Annotated in this window: 5 protein-coding genes and 1 tRNA gene; 4 read left to right on the forward strand and 2 right to left on the reverse strand. The window is 42.6% G+C overall.

Annotated elements, in window-relative coordinates:
* Positions 1-26 precede the first annotated feature (26 nt).
* From tpiA to N483_RS24205, 4 genes are all read left to right on the forward strand, one after another.
* Entirely contained in the window at positions 27-770 is a 744-nt protein-coding gene (tpiA, locus tag N483_RS24190) for a triose-phosphate isomerase (protein ID WP_023398702.1), read from the forward strand.
* A gap of 4 nt (positions 771-774) precedes the next feature.
* Positions 775-1,116 (forward strand): preprotein translocase subunit SecG, encoded by a 342-nt coding sequence (gene secG / locus N483_RS24195; protein WP_023398703.1) that lies wholly within the window; start codon positions 775-777, stop codon positions 1,114-1,116.
* Positions 1,117-1,123: 7 nt separating this feature from the next.
* Positions 1,124-1,209: transfer RNA gene (locus tag N483_RS24200), tRNA-Leu, on the forward strand.
* Between the two features lie 878 nt (positions 1,210-2,087).
* On the forward strand, positions 2,088-2,480 hold the full coding sequence (locus tag N483_RS24205; protein WP_036975698.1) for a hypothetical protein: 393 nt from the start codon (positions 2,088-2,090) through the stop codon (positions 2,478-2,480).
* Between the two features lie 219 nt (positions 2,481-2,699).
* Here the strand turns inward: N483_RS24205 and N483_RS24210 are convergent, their stop codons facing one another.
* Both N483_RS24210 and N483_RS24215 read right to left on the reverse strand, forming a co-directional pair.
* A complete protein-coding gene (locus N483_RS24210) occupies positions 2,700-10,085 on the reverse strand; it encodes a non-ribosomal peptide synthetase (protein WP_023398705.1) in 7,386 nt (2,461 codons plus the stop codon).
* Complete coding sequence (locus N483_RS24215) at positions 10,072-16,794, reverse strand: non-ribosomal peptide synthetase (protein ID WP_023398706.1); 6,723 nt, start codon at positions 16,792-16,794, stop codon at positions 10,072-10,074. The genes N483_RS24210 and N483_RS24215 overlap by 14 nt, the downstream gene beginning before the upstream one ends.
* Positions 16,795-16,952 lie beyond the last annotated feature (158 nt).

Here is a 16,952-nt window from a genome sequence, read left to right on the forward strand (position 1 = left end):
ACCCGCTTTCTGACGCGGAGTATCGAATGTTGAAAAGAAAGCCTATGGTGGCAGGTAATTGGAAAATGAACGGTTCAGTCGAATTGGTTCAATCAATTGCAAGCACAGTTAAAAACATCAATAACCAAGATGTTGAAGTTGTTGTAATTCCACCAACTGCACTGTTGAGTAACGTGATTGCGTCAGGCGTAGTCGCTGGAGTGCAGACTGTTTCAGAGCATAGCGCAGGTGCATACACAGGTGAAGTACAAGCTTCCCTAGTAAAATCCCTTGGTGCTACTTATACCCTAGTAGGTCACTCTGAAAGAAGAAGTATTTTTGGTGAGTCTAATGAAGACGTTGCCAATAAGTTTGCACAAGCTCAGGCGGACGGTTTAATACCAATCTTATGTGTTGGTGAAACAGAAAGCCAAAGAGAGCAGGCGCAAACTGAAGAAGTCGTTGCAGAGCAAATAATCGCTGTAATTGACAAATTAGGTATAGCATCACTGGCTAACTCTGTGATAGCATACGAGCCTGTTTGGGCTATAGGGACTGGTAAAACAGCTACCCCAGAGCAAGCTCAAGCAGTACACAAGTTTATTAGAAATTTAGTGTCAAAATATGACGCTGATGTTTCTGAAACACTGCAAATTTTATATGGTGGCAGTGTTAACGAAAGTAATAGTGAATTATTGTTCGCACAAGCAGATATCGACGGTGGTTTAATAGGTGGCGCAAGCTTAAAACCTGAATCATTTAAAGTTATCTGTGAGAGTGCAAAAGGATAAGTAAATGTACGAAATTCTTTTGGTTGTCTACTTAGTCGTTGCTTTAGCGTTAGTTGGAATGATTTTGATTCAACAAGGTAAAGGTGCCGACATGGGCTCTTCATTCGGAGCAGGTGCATCAGCAACCGTTTTCGGTTCGTCAGGTGCAGGCAACTTTATGACGAAAACAACGACAATACTAGCAACTGTGTTTTTCGTGCTAAGTATTGCTTTAGGTAACCTTACTGCAGGTCAAATTAAACAGACTGACCAGTGGGAAAACCTAGAAGCGCCAGCTGCGACAACAGTGCCAGCGGCAAGTGACGTACCAGCTTCTAATAAAGAAGAGTCGGACGTACCAAACTAAAGTATTTGCGAATGTGGTGGAATTGGTAGACACGCCATCTTGAGGGGGTGGTGAGCTATGCTCGTGGGGGTTCAAGTCCCCCCATTCGCACCAAATAAAACACTTTAAAATAGAGTGTTACTGAAAAAACCGCGTATCTTATGGATCCGCGGTTTTTTGCTTTTCAGCTTCCTAAACTGCTTAATGGTTTCAACTGTTATCGGGGTTGTTTTTATCTCTTGTTTCACCCTGAGCCCTTCATGTTTTGTCTAGCCTTGGTCGTTCAGTAAGGTTCCTGCATTGTAACTAATGCCAAATTGTTCAGCTTTTCAGTTGCGATGAGCTTTATCTGCAATGTCAAAAGGCACACAGCCTATCTATTGATCCTTTTGATGAGTCACCTCTAGCCCTTCTAGAGCGCGCTGTAACGGCGTTTTAATTGAGGTTGGTTAGGAAAGTCTGGGCAGCTCGCTTGTAACTTCTTTGCTTCGAGAAAAATAAGGTTGGTGAAAGCTATTTCGAGATCGGAAGGTTTATATGATTTTTTATTGCAAGGCTAGTCAAGTTACTGCTCGGTTGCTTCAATTATTGCTTATAAAGACAAAAGCGGTTATATATTGTACTTTTAATTTCGTTCAACTAATATTGCTTTTTTGGGAATGGAAAAATATATAAGGAGTATTAATAGTTTGCTTTTATTCTATTATAAAAGGGACTTATTGAGGGGGGGTGATACTGTGTGCCCTTCATGCAGGAGTTCACATTGCGCATATGTATCGAGTGTTAATTACATATCATTTATGATTTTTCCTGTTTTTCCAACTAGTATATCGCGCTGTTATAGCTGTTTTAATTGCTCAAAACTGATAAAAAATAGCTCTGGCTCACCAGAACAATTTCCAAGAATAAGTAAGTTTAGAATTTTCAATAAATTTATAGCTGTACCACTGGCTTTAGTTATATTACTAATGGTACAGAGTTATAGCCAAAATATGGAAAAGTTGCAGTATCAGTTTCGGCTACAGCCTCAAAAGAATGATGTTTTATTTATAGACAATTTCAAACTCTCTACCGAACCAACGCAAGTATTATATCCATACAGAATGGCCAAAATAACAAAGGTAGATAATAAAAAGCAAACTATGTCCATTGTTCTTAGCAGCTTAGGGTATAGAAGTATATCTAGGGCAAATAGGGACTTTGTGGTAAGGCGCCATTTGTTTTCTAGTTATTTTTATGAAGAAGAAGTTGAGCTATCTGTCAAAATGCTTTTAGACGAAGAGAAAGTTATTAAGATAAAAAGGCCTTTTAATCTTTTGGACGTTGAAAATTTACATAACGACGTCGAATTTGAAAAAAAGTTTGAAGAGTTTCCATATTTATAGTGACAGAAAATCAACCTCGGCTTAAGTAAGTCGGTTTTAGATAGTTATTGCTAAAACTTAGCTAATGTAAGTCAATCTCGAGAGGCGTGAATTGATTTAACTTCTTGGTACACAAATACTGACGGGAAATATAATTTAAAATCTAACAAGAGAAAGAGGTTATCTGCTCCATTTATAGTAAATGTGGACCAGATAACCCCGTTAAGTCAGCGACACAATTTAAAAAGAGTTGCTATTCAAAATTTCCTTAGCAATGTGTTTTGCATTGTCTCCTAACAGAATGCTGAAGTGATCTCCAGGCAATTTACTGGTTGATATTTGTGACGCGTGCCTGTCCAAGTAAGCGATATATTTGTTTTGGTCGGCCGGACTTTGGGTCGCTAATACTAGCTGTGTGTGACCCAAACTCCAATTTGGCTGGTATTCAATGTGTAGCCGTGACTGTAAGTTATACAGCGACTTCAAATGTTCTGCGACTTCAATAGAGTCGATATTTTCATTTAATGTTGCGGCATCAACAAACCTAGCCGGGTGAATATAGGTATCCAACATGGTAAGTTCAACTTGGTATCCCGAGTCGATTAACCTTGCCGCTAATTCTAACGCGAGTACACCCCCGTAAGAGTGGCCAACGAGCTTAACTTTATTTAAATTACGTGCTGTGATTGCGTCAATAAACGCTTCCACATTCTCTGTAATGCTTGTGAACGGCTTTTCACCTGAAATAAGACCCCTATGCCTGAAAACTCCAACTTCGCCTTCAAACTCATTCATGTGCTGCATAATGTCGATAAAATCTTTATCTGTGCTGGCAACACCTGGTATGAAGTAACACCCGATGGCTGGAGCCGCCACTTTACGCGTTAGTTGAAGAAGTGGCTGATCCCAAAGGTGTGTTGAGCGAAGAGAGTCAATTAGCTCGGCCTGTGTCTTGATGGTATTAAATTCAAATACTTGAGACAAGCTCACCGGTTTTTGTAATACAGTGTGGATTTTTGAAATGAGTTTTACAGCAAGTAATGAATGCCCACCAATTTCAAAAAAGCTTGAGCCTATACTTAAGGTATCAATATGGGTGTCTAGCACATCAGCCCAAATTTTTGTAAGAGCAATTTCAGCTTCGGTACTAGGCGCTTCGTGCTGCTGAGCGCTGATTTCAAAGCTAATTGCAGGCAATGCATTTTTATCTATTTTACCATTCGCAGTTAAAGGCCATTCAGATACGATTACAATCTTATGTGGTTGCATGTAATCTGGTAACGCGGCTTTTAAACTTTGTTGAATTGTTTGCTCAAGTTCGGTCGAATTGGCCGTAACAATCTGGCTTTCAGCTTTGACATAAGCAACTAAGTACTGATTGTGGTTAAGTTCAGTGATGTTGACTAGTACAGAGTCAATCTCCGGAATTTGGGCAATTTGCGACTCTATTTCGCCAAGCTCTACCCTAAAACCGCGAATTTTGACTTGACTGTCTTGTCGACCGACAAAATGCACAGTGCCATCTTCTAGTAAGTATCCTAGATCTCCTGTTCTATACAGCAACTCAGAGCTTTGTTTATGTTGAGGGTCATGATAGGGATTTACTACAAACTTCTCTTTGGTTAAGTCTAAGCGTTGCCAATACCCTTTTGCCAATCCTGGACCGCCAATGTAGATTTCTCCAATACTGCCAAGAGGAGTGGGTGAAAGATAGGGATCTAGAACCAACAATTGATAGTTCGGGTTTGCTTTTCCAATAGGAATGTTGTGCGCTTGGGCATCCTTAGGTGAGGTGACATAGCTTGATGCTGTGACGGTTGCTTCTGTCGGTCCATAGGTATTAATAAGAGAAGTACCATTGCCTAATTTTTGATAGTGATTTTTAACCGTTGTTGCTGTGAGCGCTTCACCGCCGACAATGACTTTTTGTAAACTATGTACAGGTACAGCAAGTTCACCCGAGGTGGTTTGTGCCCAAAAAGCGGTGGGCAAGCTAGCAATGGTGATGTTGTGCTGATTACAAAATTGTATGAAGTGGTCGAAACTATAAGCTGATTGCTCATTCCTTAGGACCAACTGAGCACCAATACACAAGCTCGCACACAATTCTTCAATAAAGATATCAAATGAAATGTTTGAAAATTGCAACACAACGTCATTATCACTGACCTGATATACCGTTTTGATATGCTCTTGGTAATTAAGTAAAGCACTATGTGCTACCATTACACCTTTTGGTTGACCTGTTGAACCAGAGGTATAGATGATGTAAGCCGTGCTTGATGCGCACAGCGATAGCTGATCTTTTGTTATGTTTTCGGTCGTATAGGTACTCAATACGCCCGTTTGATTAACAACGCGGTCTAAATCTATTTTATCGACAGAACTTTGGCTCAGAGCCTTGTTGCCGTTACCTTGAGTTAGTACCAGTTTTAACTGAGCATCATCAAGCATATACTCAATGCGAGGCAAAGGGTATGCAGGATCGATTGGCACAAACCCGCCGCCCGTTTTTAAGATAGCAATCGCACCGATCACCATTTCGACGCTGCGATCTGCACAAAGGCCAACCACAGTCTCGGCTGATACGTCGAAGTCGTTCATGATGTATCGAGCAAGTTGGTTTGCTTGTGCATTGATCTGCGCATAGGTTAACTGAGTATCACCGTTTATAAGCGCGACTTTGTCAGGCCTTTCATGGGCCATTTGCTCAATGAGCTCATGGATACATTGATTGTCGTTAAAGGCTCTGCTTACACCGTGTGAGAGGCGCAAAAGCTGATTTTCTTCTTCGCGGCTGTACGCTGGCAATGTCAGAGGCGGAGCATCTTTGAGATCTGTATAGCTTGCAGATAAATTCTCCATAAGCGTACACAGGTGATCACTCATCTTTTGAATTCTTTGCTGAGTAAATAGACTTGAGTTGTACTGCCAGTGCACCTTGATACCACTTTCACAAATAACAAAGTCAACTTCCAAATCAAACTTGGCCAACCCTTGTTGCGCAGTTAACAGTTCAAAACGCGCATCACCATGTTCCTCTGTTGACTGCTGCGCATTATCCATTTGCCCAAACTCTGAGTTTATGGTGACCATAATTTGGAAGATAGGGGTGACTTGCGTAGAGCGTGACTCTGATAAGTGTTCAACCAATTGTTCGAAAGGAATATCTTGGTGCTTTTGTGAATTTAGGTGGACTTCACGTAAGTGATTAAAAAAGTCTTGCCAATCAGCCTGTTCGGTATTCACACGTAGTACGAGTGTATTGACAAATAGTCCTACAAGTGGTGCCAGTTCTGTTTTCAATCTATTCGCGGTTGGCGTGCCAACGATGATGTCATGAGAGTTACTGTGTTTGGTTATGATAAGTGAGAGCAAACCATGCATCAGCATGAAAGGCGTTAACTTGGCGTCTTTCGCGATGGCCATTAACTTAGCCGATGGCTGTTCACCAAGCGTTGACTCAACCACTGCGGCAGGATTGGTCAGGTTTTGAGATCTAGGTTGGCAAAGCGGTAACGAGTGTGTGGCAGGTGCATCTCGTAAGTTATCCAGCCAGTAGTGAAGTTGCTGTTTTAGCTTTGTCTCATCCAAATATGCTCTTTGCCAAAGTGCGAAGTCGGCATATTGAATAGGTAAATCGTTGAGCGCAGATGGCTGAGCTTGTTTATATGCTGAATATAAGGCAGTAAACTCTCTGGTAATAACCTCCATCGACCAGCCGTCAGACGCGATATGGTGCATATTGTAAATCAATGTGCTTTTGCGCTCGCTGAGCTTTACGATGTGCGCGCGCAACATCAAATCGGAGGCAAGGTCGAAAGGTCTCGAAAATTCAGCATCGAGCTTTTCATTTAGCTTCTGTGTTTGAGACACCGTGCTATAGGCTGTGAGATCTGTTACCTCAATTTTAAAGTCAATCAGCTCTACTGGTCGTACTTTTTGCTTAATTTCGCCATCTTGTTCATGGTAAGTTGTTCGAATAATTTCGTGGCGTCTGATAATTTCGTTAAAGGCGTGCTCGAGAAGTCCGAAATCTACGTCACCTTCGATATTAAAGGCCACAGGCATGTTATATTCTGCAGAGCCGCTTTGTAGCTTATCCATAAACCACATGCGTTGCTGTGCATAGGAAACGGGAAGTAGCTCTGAAGTCCTTTCGATGGGGACGAGCGCTATAGTATTGCTTTCCTCGGCGTTTCTGGAGTCTATTTGCTGTGCTAAATGCGCTAAATTCTGAGCATTGAACACTTGCTCAACAGAGATGTCGATACTAAAGGCCTGAGATATTTCAGCGACGAGCCGGATACAAAGTAGTGAATGTCCGCCTAGCTCAAAGAAATTGGCATCAATGCCAATGGTCGTTGCGTCAACGCCCAATAATTCGGCCCATATTTTTGCGATGTCTTTTTCTGTTGCGGTGCGTGCGGGTATGGTTGCTGCTGGTGTGTGCGTATCTGGATTGGGAAGAGCGCGTTTATTTAATTTTCCATTTGCAGTCATAGGCCAACTGTCTACAACTATAAATGCACTGGGCACCATGTAGCTTGGCAACTTATCGACTAGGTTTTTCTTGATGTCGGCTAAAGTGGTGTCAACACTTTCACTTCGCACTGTATCGCACAACTGTATATAAGCTGCTAGTTTCACTGTTTTGCCACTATTAAAAGTGATGACAGACGCAGATGTTACTTTTTGATGCTCAACCAGTTTGCTTTCTATTTCTCCCAGTTCAATGCGAAAACCGCGAATTTTAACTTGGTCATCTGTTCTACCAATATATTCAAGTGTGTTATCAGGTAGGTATCGAACTAAGTCGCCTGTTCTATACAAACGATCCGATGCATCTGATGTTCTTGATGACACGAAAGGGTTGGCAATAAATTTTTGCGCGGTCAACTCTGGTTTGTTGACATACCCTGTTGCAAGTCCGTCACCACCTACACAGAGTTCGCCAATAGCACCATGAGGCGTTAAGTTGTTATATTTATCAAGTATATAAATTTCATCACAATGTAGTCGTTTACCGATAGGGACGACTTTAGAAGGCAGCGGAAACTTAAACTTGTGGGATGTTGTAAACGTCGTATTTTCTGTTGGACCATATGCATTGATGAGCTGTACGTGCGTGAGCTTTTTCTGTGCAAGCTGCACTGTAGCCAGATCTAGCGCCTCACCTCCTACAATTAACTGTTGTAGGGATTCGAGTCTATTTTCGAGCAATAACCACTCTTTAAAAAATGCAGTGGTGAGGAACATAGAGTTGACTTGATGTTTATCTATGGTGGCATTGAGCTGTTGCGGAGTGAGGATATTATCTGGGTATAAGATAACCTTACCACCATTGAGTAATGGCCCCCAAACTTCTAGTGTCGCCGCATCGAAAGCGATATTTGCGGTATGTATCATTACAGTACTGCTATCCAATTGCATAAAGCTTGGATTGGTGATTAGTCTTATGATACCGATGTGAGGTATTTCAACCCCTTTGGGTTTGCCCGTCGAGCCTGATGTGTAAATGATATAGGCCGGAGTCTGCGCATCTGGCGCTGTGGGCAAGAGAAGCGTTTGATCTTGGTCTATCTCGGTGTTATCGAGTGCGCTGATTGCTTCTGACAGGTTGCATATTTCACCATGCCAGTTGGCAATATCGAGGTCATTTTTGCTGTGCTTTAGAATAAGCTGAGGTGACGCATCTTGGAGAATATGCGCTAACCGCTGGGCTGGGGAGTTAATTTCCATGGGAACATAAGAGCAGCCCGCTTTTAAAATCGCCAGCATACCAATGACCATTTCAATGGAGCGCTCGGCAAACAGTCCTATCGGCTTGTTACTCTCGAGCTTATAATTTTTAATCAGTAGTTTAGCTAAGTCAGTTGCTTTGTCATTGAGCACTTTGTAAGTAATGGAGTGCGCTTCAAATATGACAGCTACGCTATGTGGATTTAAGTTTGCCTGCCGGTCAAAGAGTGTACATACACTGTGTGATTGCGAGTATTCAATCTCTCTGGCATTCAAAGTATTAATTAAATGCGCTTGTTCGGTGTGTGGCAAGAGTGCCAGATCTGATATTTTGGTTGTAGCAGGGTGAGCGATATTAGAAAAGCTTTCGAGCAGTACTTGCAAGTGGGTATGAAGTTTTTCGATGTAAGACTGTTTGTAGATACTCGGATCATACTGCCAACAAATATCAACTCCACTGTCACTGATATTCAGCGAGATATGCAGCTCGAATTGAGCAGGAGTGCTCTGTGATTCAAAAACCGTTGCATCTACATCTGCCAACGCCGAGCGATTCAGAGTTTGCTGATCGTTTAATCCGTATTCAGTATTACTGGTAAACATGATCTGAAAGAGCGGGTTGTACCCACCGTCTCTAGGCACTTTTAATCGGTCAACCAGTTGGTCGTAGGGCATTTCCTGATATTGCTGGGCCGATAGGTGAACTTTCCTCAGTGCAGCAAAGTACTCTTCTAACATATTAATGCTTGTGTCTACTCGCAATACGAGTGTATTGACAAAAAAGCCAATGAGCGGCTGCAATTGTGCTTGCGAACGGTTGGCAATTGGCGTGCCTACGATAATATCGTCACTATTGGAGTGTTTTGACATCACAATGGAGAAAATGCCATGCATTAGCATAAATGGTGTGACATTTAGGTCTTTCGCAAGCTTTAAAAGCTTATTGGCGCAATCGGTAGGGAGCCCACCTGAAACAGTCTGTGCTTGACGCGTATGATCTTCTAACGGCGTAGGTTCGCGGTGCAAACCATGTATTAATGGCATATCACTTAATTGTTGTTGCCAGTATTTAAATTGTTGATCAAGGCTAGGTGCATGCTCATGCTGCCATACAGCATAGTCGCTATATTGAATATTCAATGGAGGAAGCGGATCTGAGAGTCCCGTTTTAAATGCATCATATAGCGCAAAAAACTCTTTGATAAGCACTTCGATAGACCAACCATCCGATGAAATATGATGCATGTTTAAGATTAAAATACCGCTGGCTTGGCTGGTGTGTATATAACTCACACGCAGCATTAGGTCTTTGCTTAAGTCAAACGGTGTGTACATATTTCGCTGTACAATATCTGCCAGCTCAGAGTCTGTTTGCGCAGAGCTTAGTGTCATTTCATCAATGGCAAAATTGAATTCAGATAGAGGCTTTACTTGCTGATAAGCCGTGCCGTTATCATTGATATAGTTGGTTCTCAATATCTCATGTCTGCTTACAATGCAGGAAAAAGCACGTTTAACCAAGGCCAAGTTGAGTACGCCTGAAATCTTAAAGGCTATGGGCATATTGTACTCAGGAGAGCCTTGTTTAAGCTGATCGATAAACCAAAGCCGTTGCTGGGCGAAAGATAAAGGCAGTTTATTACCTTTGTCTTTTACTGCCACGATTTGCTCTTGAGTCACTTGCGAAGCCGTCATGGAGGCTAATTTTTGCAAATAGGTCGTCAGATCTACTTTGTTTTCTTTAATTGTTTTCGATAGCTCAGGCGTAATGGCACCCTTAGGTGCCTTTGCGCGCAGTTTTGTCGCTTTATCTAAATACAAAGTGATATCGAGTGATGCTAATTTTTGCAGCAGTGCTGGAATATTTGTTTTAGAATTCGACATCTTCAAACTCCGTTTCTTCTAGTTCATTGAGTTTGTCTTGTGCATTTAAATTCAGTTTTAAGGAGTCGCAAATTTGTGCGAGTTCCCGAAGTTCTGAGACTTCATAAAGACCTTGCAGATCCAGCTTGAGACCGAGTTCCTGCTCTATACGACTCAGTAAACGGATCACGAGTATTGAGTGTCCACCTAACTCAAAGAAACCGTTGTGAATACTGATTTGGTGCGCTTCAATTTTGAGTAACTCAGCCCAAATTTTGGCGAGCGTACGCTCTGTATCTGTTTGGGGAGCAACGTATTCTACTTCGATACTTTGCTGTGGTTGAGCTAATGCCTTTCTATCTAATTTACCATTAGGGGTTAAAGGCCACTCATCGACTATCATCAAAACACTCGGCACCATATAGTCAGGCAGTACACTATTAAGTGCTGATTTTAATCCGCTGATATAGTTACTCTGCTCTGCTTCACTTAACGTATCGGTTGGTTTTACATACGCTACAAGCTGCTGGCTGCCTGCAAGTTCCGTTGCCACAACCAGAGATGACTCCACCCTAGGTTGCTGAGATAATTGTGCTTCTATTTCACCAAGTTCGATCCTAAAACCACGGATCTTAACTTGGTGGTCTATTCGGGCAATAAACTCTAAATTTCCATCGGATAAATAACGAACTAAATCACCAGTACGGTACAGTCGTTTGGAGCTATTAGGGCTGCCCGCGTCGAAATACGGATTATCAATAAAGCGCTCTGTCGTTAGTTCAGGGCGGTTGAGGTAGCCACGGGCTAAACCAGTACCTCCAATGAATAATTCTCCAGCTACGCCATGTGGGGTCATGTTTAGGAACTTGTCCAGCACCATAAGCTGAATGTTATCAATGGGCTTTCCTATCGGTACACCGTGACTGATATCTCCAGAGCAGTTCCAGTAACTTACATCAATTGCAGCTTCTGTTGGGCCGTATAAATTGTGTAATTCTGTATTCGGTAATGCTTGCCTTACTCCTTCTACATGGCTCACCTGCAGTGCTTCACCGCTACAAAAGACTTGTTTCAAATTGGTACAGAGTTTGAACGCTTCATTTTCGAGCATGGCTCCGAGCATCGAAGGTACGAAATGAAGTTTCGTGATAGCGCTGCGCTGAATTAGGTCACATAGGTAAGCTGAGTCCTTATGCCCTTCTGGTTTTGCAATGACTAACCGTCCTCCATAAGACAGTGGCCAAACAAACTCCCAAACCGACACATCAAAGCTATATGGTGTTTTCTGGAGCACAGTATCGTCGACAGTCATATTGTATTGGGTTTGCATCCAGTGAATGCGGTTCACCAACGCTTGATGCTCTACCATGACGCCTTTAGGTTTACCTGTCGAACCAGAAGTATAAATGACATACGCTAAGTGAGATGAAGTTAAGCCCTGTGCTGTAAGATTGACATTTGTAGTAGGGAATTGAGCAAAGTGTACATTGTTTTTTATATCAATGATCCTGCCGTTGTAGATTTCACCCAGTACCACAGATGTACTATTTGCGCTCAGCACAACATCTAAGGATGCATCGTCAAGCATATAGCTTAAGCGTGCTTGTGGGTAACTTGGATCCAACGGCACATATGCGCCACCCGCTTTAAGTATGGCGAGTATACCGATGACCATTTCTAGAGAGCGTTCGATACATAGGCCAACCAATGTATCTGGCTTAACATCATATTGAGCGACTAAGCAGTGAGCCAACTGATTTGCTCGCGCATTCAATTCACCATAAGTCAGCTGCTCATTTTCAAATACAATTGCGATATTATCATGGTGTACTGTTGCTTGGTGTTCGAATAACTCGTGGATACATAGATCCGTTGGGTAGTCCGAAGCCGTATCGTTTAGCGCATTGAGCAAGAAGCCTGTTTCCTCTTTGCTAAGCATAGGTAACTTAGAGGGGCACAGTTGCTGATCCGTTACTGAAGGTAGTGCACTTACAGCAAACACCATTTGCTCTAGGTGGCTCATAAATTGAGTGATAAATGCCTTGTCAAATAAGTGGCAATCAAAGGTGCAGCTTAAATCGACTCCGTCATTGGTGATTCGAAAATCAACATGAAGATCATACTTTTCGTGAATCACATTTGAAGAGTAGGGCTTGAGCTCTATATCTGGTAATGTGAAATCTTCTTCGCTGGAGGTGATGCCATACTCTGTGTTGGTTGTCATCATAATTTGGAAAACCGGAGCATGGCTTGTGCTTCGGGCGACATTCAAGCTTTCAACTAACTGTTCAAACGGTACATCTTGGTTTTCTTGTGCCGCTAAATGTGTGTTTTTCACATGCTGTAAGTATTTTGCGATAGAGCCTTGTTCGACGTCTAGTCGCAAAACCAGATTGTTGATAAACATGCCAATTAAATTATCCACTTCCGTATGAAGGCGGTTAGCGACCGGTACACCTATCACAATGTCATTGGTGCCGCTGTAGCGGGCGAGCAACAGTGCAAAAATACCATGGCAGAGCATAAACTGGGTCACCCCATGCTTTTTGGCCATTGTTTGTAGTTGCTGCGCAGCGTGCTCTGGCAAACTGAGTTTTACAATATCGCCTTCGTACTGTTTGATGTTAGGGCGTGGATATTGTGTTGGCAGGTTATGTACTTCTGGTAAATCTGCCAATTGTTGCTGCCAGTAGGCCAATTGCGACTCAAGCATTTCTTCAGTTAAATAGCTTCGCTGCCAATGGGCATAATCGGCATATTGAATGTCGAGCGCTGGTAGGGGGTTGGCTTGCCCTGAATGAAAAGCGTTATATAGCGTTATGAACTCATTAGTGAAAATCTCTAACGACCATCCATCTGAGGCAATATGGTGCATGTTTACCGTGAGTACGCCTTCACCCTCACTTGTCTTAATATACTTGGCTCGTAGCATTAAGTCGTGAGCGAGGTCAAATGGAGTACGTACCTCTTGTTCAACTAATTGCTGTATTTGGGCAGTCTGATCTGTACCGTCAGTGGTAGTAAGATCTATGACCTTGATTGCAAATGGCGCATTTTCTGAGCGCTTAATGTGCTGTGTGACTTCGCCATCAGTATTAACAAAGTTGGTGCGCAAAACTTCGTGGCGATCCACAATTGTCTGGAAGACGAGATTGAGCAGTGCCAAGTTTATGTCACCATGCAGCTCAAAAATAATCGGCATATTGTATTCTGGCGTCCCCCCTTGTAGCGAGTCCAGAAACCACAATCGTTGCTGTGAATATGACAGGGGAAGGTATTTACCAGTGCGCTCTACTGGGATGATTGGCGGGCGTTCAACACGGTTACTCTGAGTGTCAATTATGTTAGCCAGCGCAGTGAGGGTTGGCGATTGAAATACGTCTTTTATGGCCACTTCACAATCAAGCTGAGTACGAATTTCTGACGTGAGGCGGACCGCCAATAAAGAGTGCCCACCCAGTGAAAAGAAGCTAGATTCTTGGCCAATTGAATCTTTTGGCACACCCAATAGCTCTGCCCATATTGCTGCCAATGCATGTTCTGTGATTGTTTCTGGAGGCAGAGCATGTTCATCGTCTATCACATCGTCATAGGCAGGAAGCCTTTTTTTATCGGTTTTACCATTGGTCGTTAGTGGCCAATTTTCGACTACGACAAACCTGTTAGGGATCATGTATTCTGGCAGCTTTTGAGATAACTCTGCTTTTAATTCAGAGATTTCAATAGGTTCTTTTGGCAAAATATAGGCGACCAGCATCTCACGGTCTTCAATGGCAATCACACACGTCTTGGCAATCTTGTCACAGTTAGTTATTTGACTTTCAATTGCACCAATTTCTATTCTAAATCCGCGGATTTTAACTTGCTCATCTTTTCTGCCGATATACTCTAGTTCGCCATTGGCTAGCCAGCGTACGAGATCACCACTGCGATATAGCAATGGCGAAGTATCACCGGGGAAGGTGTTAGGAATGAAGCTTTGTTCAGTAAGCGCTGTATTGTTTAGATACCCTTTACCGACACATTCACCGCCAATAAATAATTCGCCGATAGCACCGTCTGGTACCAATTTACCGTTGTGATCTACAACATAGCAATGCGTGTTAGTGATAGGGGCACCAATGGCGATACTTTCTGGCCACTCATCCACCTCGCTGGTCAGTACGGTCGAGGTACACACGTGAGTTTCTGATGGACCATATTGATTCACAAGTCTGATATTGGGGTGGCGTTTAAAGAACGTACGGATTTCTGGCGTGATGACCAAAAGCGCTGCGGTGGAAATAACAACTTCAAGTGATGGGAATTGAAGCTGTTTTTCATTGCTGTAACTGGCTAATGTTTGCAACATAGAGTAGGGCAAATTAGCGAGACTAATGTTGGCTGCGTGAAGCTTAGTAGCTATCTCTTCAACATCAAATTGCTCAGTCTCAGTAACCAATTGCAATGAACCGCCTTGTAACAAGGCTAAAAATATGTCGGTAAAACTCATATCAAAGCCAATCGACGAAAACTGCAAAACAGTGTGTGGCTTAGCTATTTCTTGGCAATTTTCCTGCATCGCATAAATGAGATTGACCAACGGCTTGTGGTGCATACCAATCAATTTAGGCTTGCCTGTTGACCCCGACGTTGTGAGCGCGTAAGCAAGAGCTTGTTGGTCTACAGAAATGTTGAGATCTGATACTTCTTGCTCCCAGTTAATTTTGTCCAAATGAATAACATCAATATTGGCAGTGTCGCTTAGGGCTTGGGCATTGGCTGAATTGGAGAGAATGAGCCCGACGTTTGCATCTTGTACACGCTCGACAATAATCTTGTCACTGTGTTTGATGTCCAGCGCCAAATACCCACAGCCAGCTTTTAATATGCCGAGAAGCCCTGCGATCATCTCCACAGAGCGTTCGATGTATAAACCGATGAGTGGATTCGTCATCTCTTTTGTATATGTCTTTATCCTGTGGGCGATAAGATTGGCTTTGTGATTTAACTCTCGATAGCTGGTGGCGCCTTGAGCAGTGATAACTGCACATGCATCGGGCGTAAGTTTGGTTTGTTGTTCAAATATTTGGTGTAAACACTGCGGTGTTTCCCGAGCTATTTTCGGGCCCGCAGCCTTATCAAGTAGCTTGTCGATTTCGTTGTCAGACAATATTGCGATGTTGGCAAGTGCTACTTGGCCACTCGACTGCTCGCCCAATTCACTGATGGCGCTAAGCACATTACACAGGTGCTGTACAAGTAGTTGAACTTGCGACTCGCCAAACAGGGCTTCGTCATACGTCCAGTCAATGCACAGGCCATTCATTGTGAAGCTCACATCGATATCCATATCAAATTTCGACGTCGATTCGGCTAAACTGAGTGGCTCAATATCAACACCTGGCAGCTCATAATTGACGTCGCTTTGCAGTTTGTAGTCCGTCATTGTGGTGAGCATAATTTGAATAAGTGGAGAATGGCTGGTGCTGCGCTCCAGTTTTAAATGTTCAACCAGTTGATCAAATGGCACATCCTGATTGGATTGGGCTCCTAAGTGAACCTCTCTTACGTGTTCAAAATAGGCTGCCAAGTTGGTGTGATTGGTATTCAATCTTAATGGAAGAGAATTAACAAAAAAACCAATTAACGGCTCAAGCCCAGCGACCAGTCGATTAGCTACGGGTGTACCGATGACAATATCTTGAGAATTACTGTGTTTTGATATGACCAAAGCCAATGTTGCGTGAATGAGCATAAATGGCGTTAGCTGAAAGTCATTTGCTATTTTTTGTAGTGTAGAGGCAATGTCTAAAGGGAGTGTTTCGCTGACTGTTTTGCCTGCACTTTGTTTGACCTTTGGTCTGGTGTTTCGAGTCGCTATGCCATGGAGTGCAGGGGCATCGTCTAATTTTTTCTGCCAGTACGATAATTGCGATTCTAAAACTTTACCGTCCAACCACTCTCGTTGCCAACATGCATAGTCGGCATATTGAAATTGCAATGCTGGAAGATCAGCACTTTCTCCTGCTGTATAGGCTTGGTAGAAAGTAATAAACTCTCTGGACATAACATTCATTGACCAGCCGTCAGAGGCTATGTGGTGTATATTGAAAAACAGCACACCAGAGCTAGGTTGAGTGTCAGTCGCCTTTGAAGTATGTATATAGAGGCAGCGGAGCATAAGGTCTGAACTAAGATTGAATGGTTTGGCAGCACTCTTTGTTATGATATTTTTAACTAGCGACTGCTTTTGATCCTCTGCTACTTCAGTGAGGTCATGCTGTTCAATATCGACTTTTGTGTTATCACATACTTTTTGGTAAACAAGGCTTTGTTCAGTTTCAATATAAACGGTTCTTAACACTTCGTGTCGCTCAAGTATGGACTGTAAGGCTTTTTTTACCGAAGCTAAGTCTAATGAACCGGTGATTTTATATACAAGCGGGACGTTATACTCTACCCCCCCTCCTTGTACCTTGTCTAAAAACCATAATCGCTGTTGCGAGAATGAAAGTGGAATACGGTCTTTAGGGCAGGTATGGGGTTTTAGTTTTGCGCGAGTATTGGAGAGTTGTGAAACAACAGAGATAATACTTTCTTTATTTTGCTTAAAAAATTGTTTGTCTTCGTCAGACAGTGCAGCAAGATTACCTTTGATGATAAGTTTGCCATTTTGTGAGCTGACCTTTAACCCGTTTTGAATTTTTTCTTTTATAAAGTTTCTAATGATATTTAAGTCGTTAGCCATAATGTTCTACAGTGCTTATATACAAGGTTAGTTAGGGCGGGGTTTTAGACAATTTAACCACTTCAATAGTTTGACCCCCCCGGCTTTAACCAAGGCGGGTATCATTTAGCTATTAACGATTGGGCGTGTTGATTTTATTGTTATAAACCCCATTTCTT

This window comes from Pseudoalteromonas luteoviolacea NCIMB 1944 (genome assembly GCF_001625565.1).
Classification (GTDB): Bacteria; Pseudomonadota; Gammaproteobacteria; order Enterobacterales; family Alteromonadaceae; genus Pseudoalteromonas; species Pseudoalteromonas luteoviolacea_F.

Coding starts and splice junctions, on each gene's coding strand:
- tpiA (WP_023398702.1), top strand. CDS start 27: ATGTTGAAAAGAAAGCCTATGGTGGCAGGTAATTGGAAAATGAACGGT.
- secG (WP_023398703.1), top strand. CDS start 775: ATGTACGAAATTCTTTTGGTTGTCTACTTAGTCGTTGCTTTAGCGTTA.
- N483_RS24205 (WP_036975698.1), top strand. CDS start 2,088: ATGGAAAAGTTGCAGTATCAGTTTCGGCTACAGCCTCAAAAGAATGAT.
- N483_RS24210 (WP_023398705.1), bottom strand. CDS start 10,085: ATGTCGAATTCTAAAACAAATATTCCAGCACTGCTGCAAAAATTAGCA.
- N483_RS24215 (WP_023398706.1), bottom strand. CDS start 16,794: ATGGCTAACGACTTAAATATCATTAGAAACTTTATAAAAGAAAAAATT.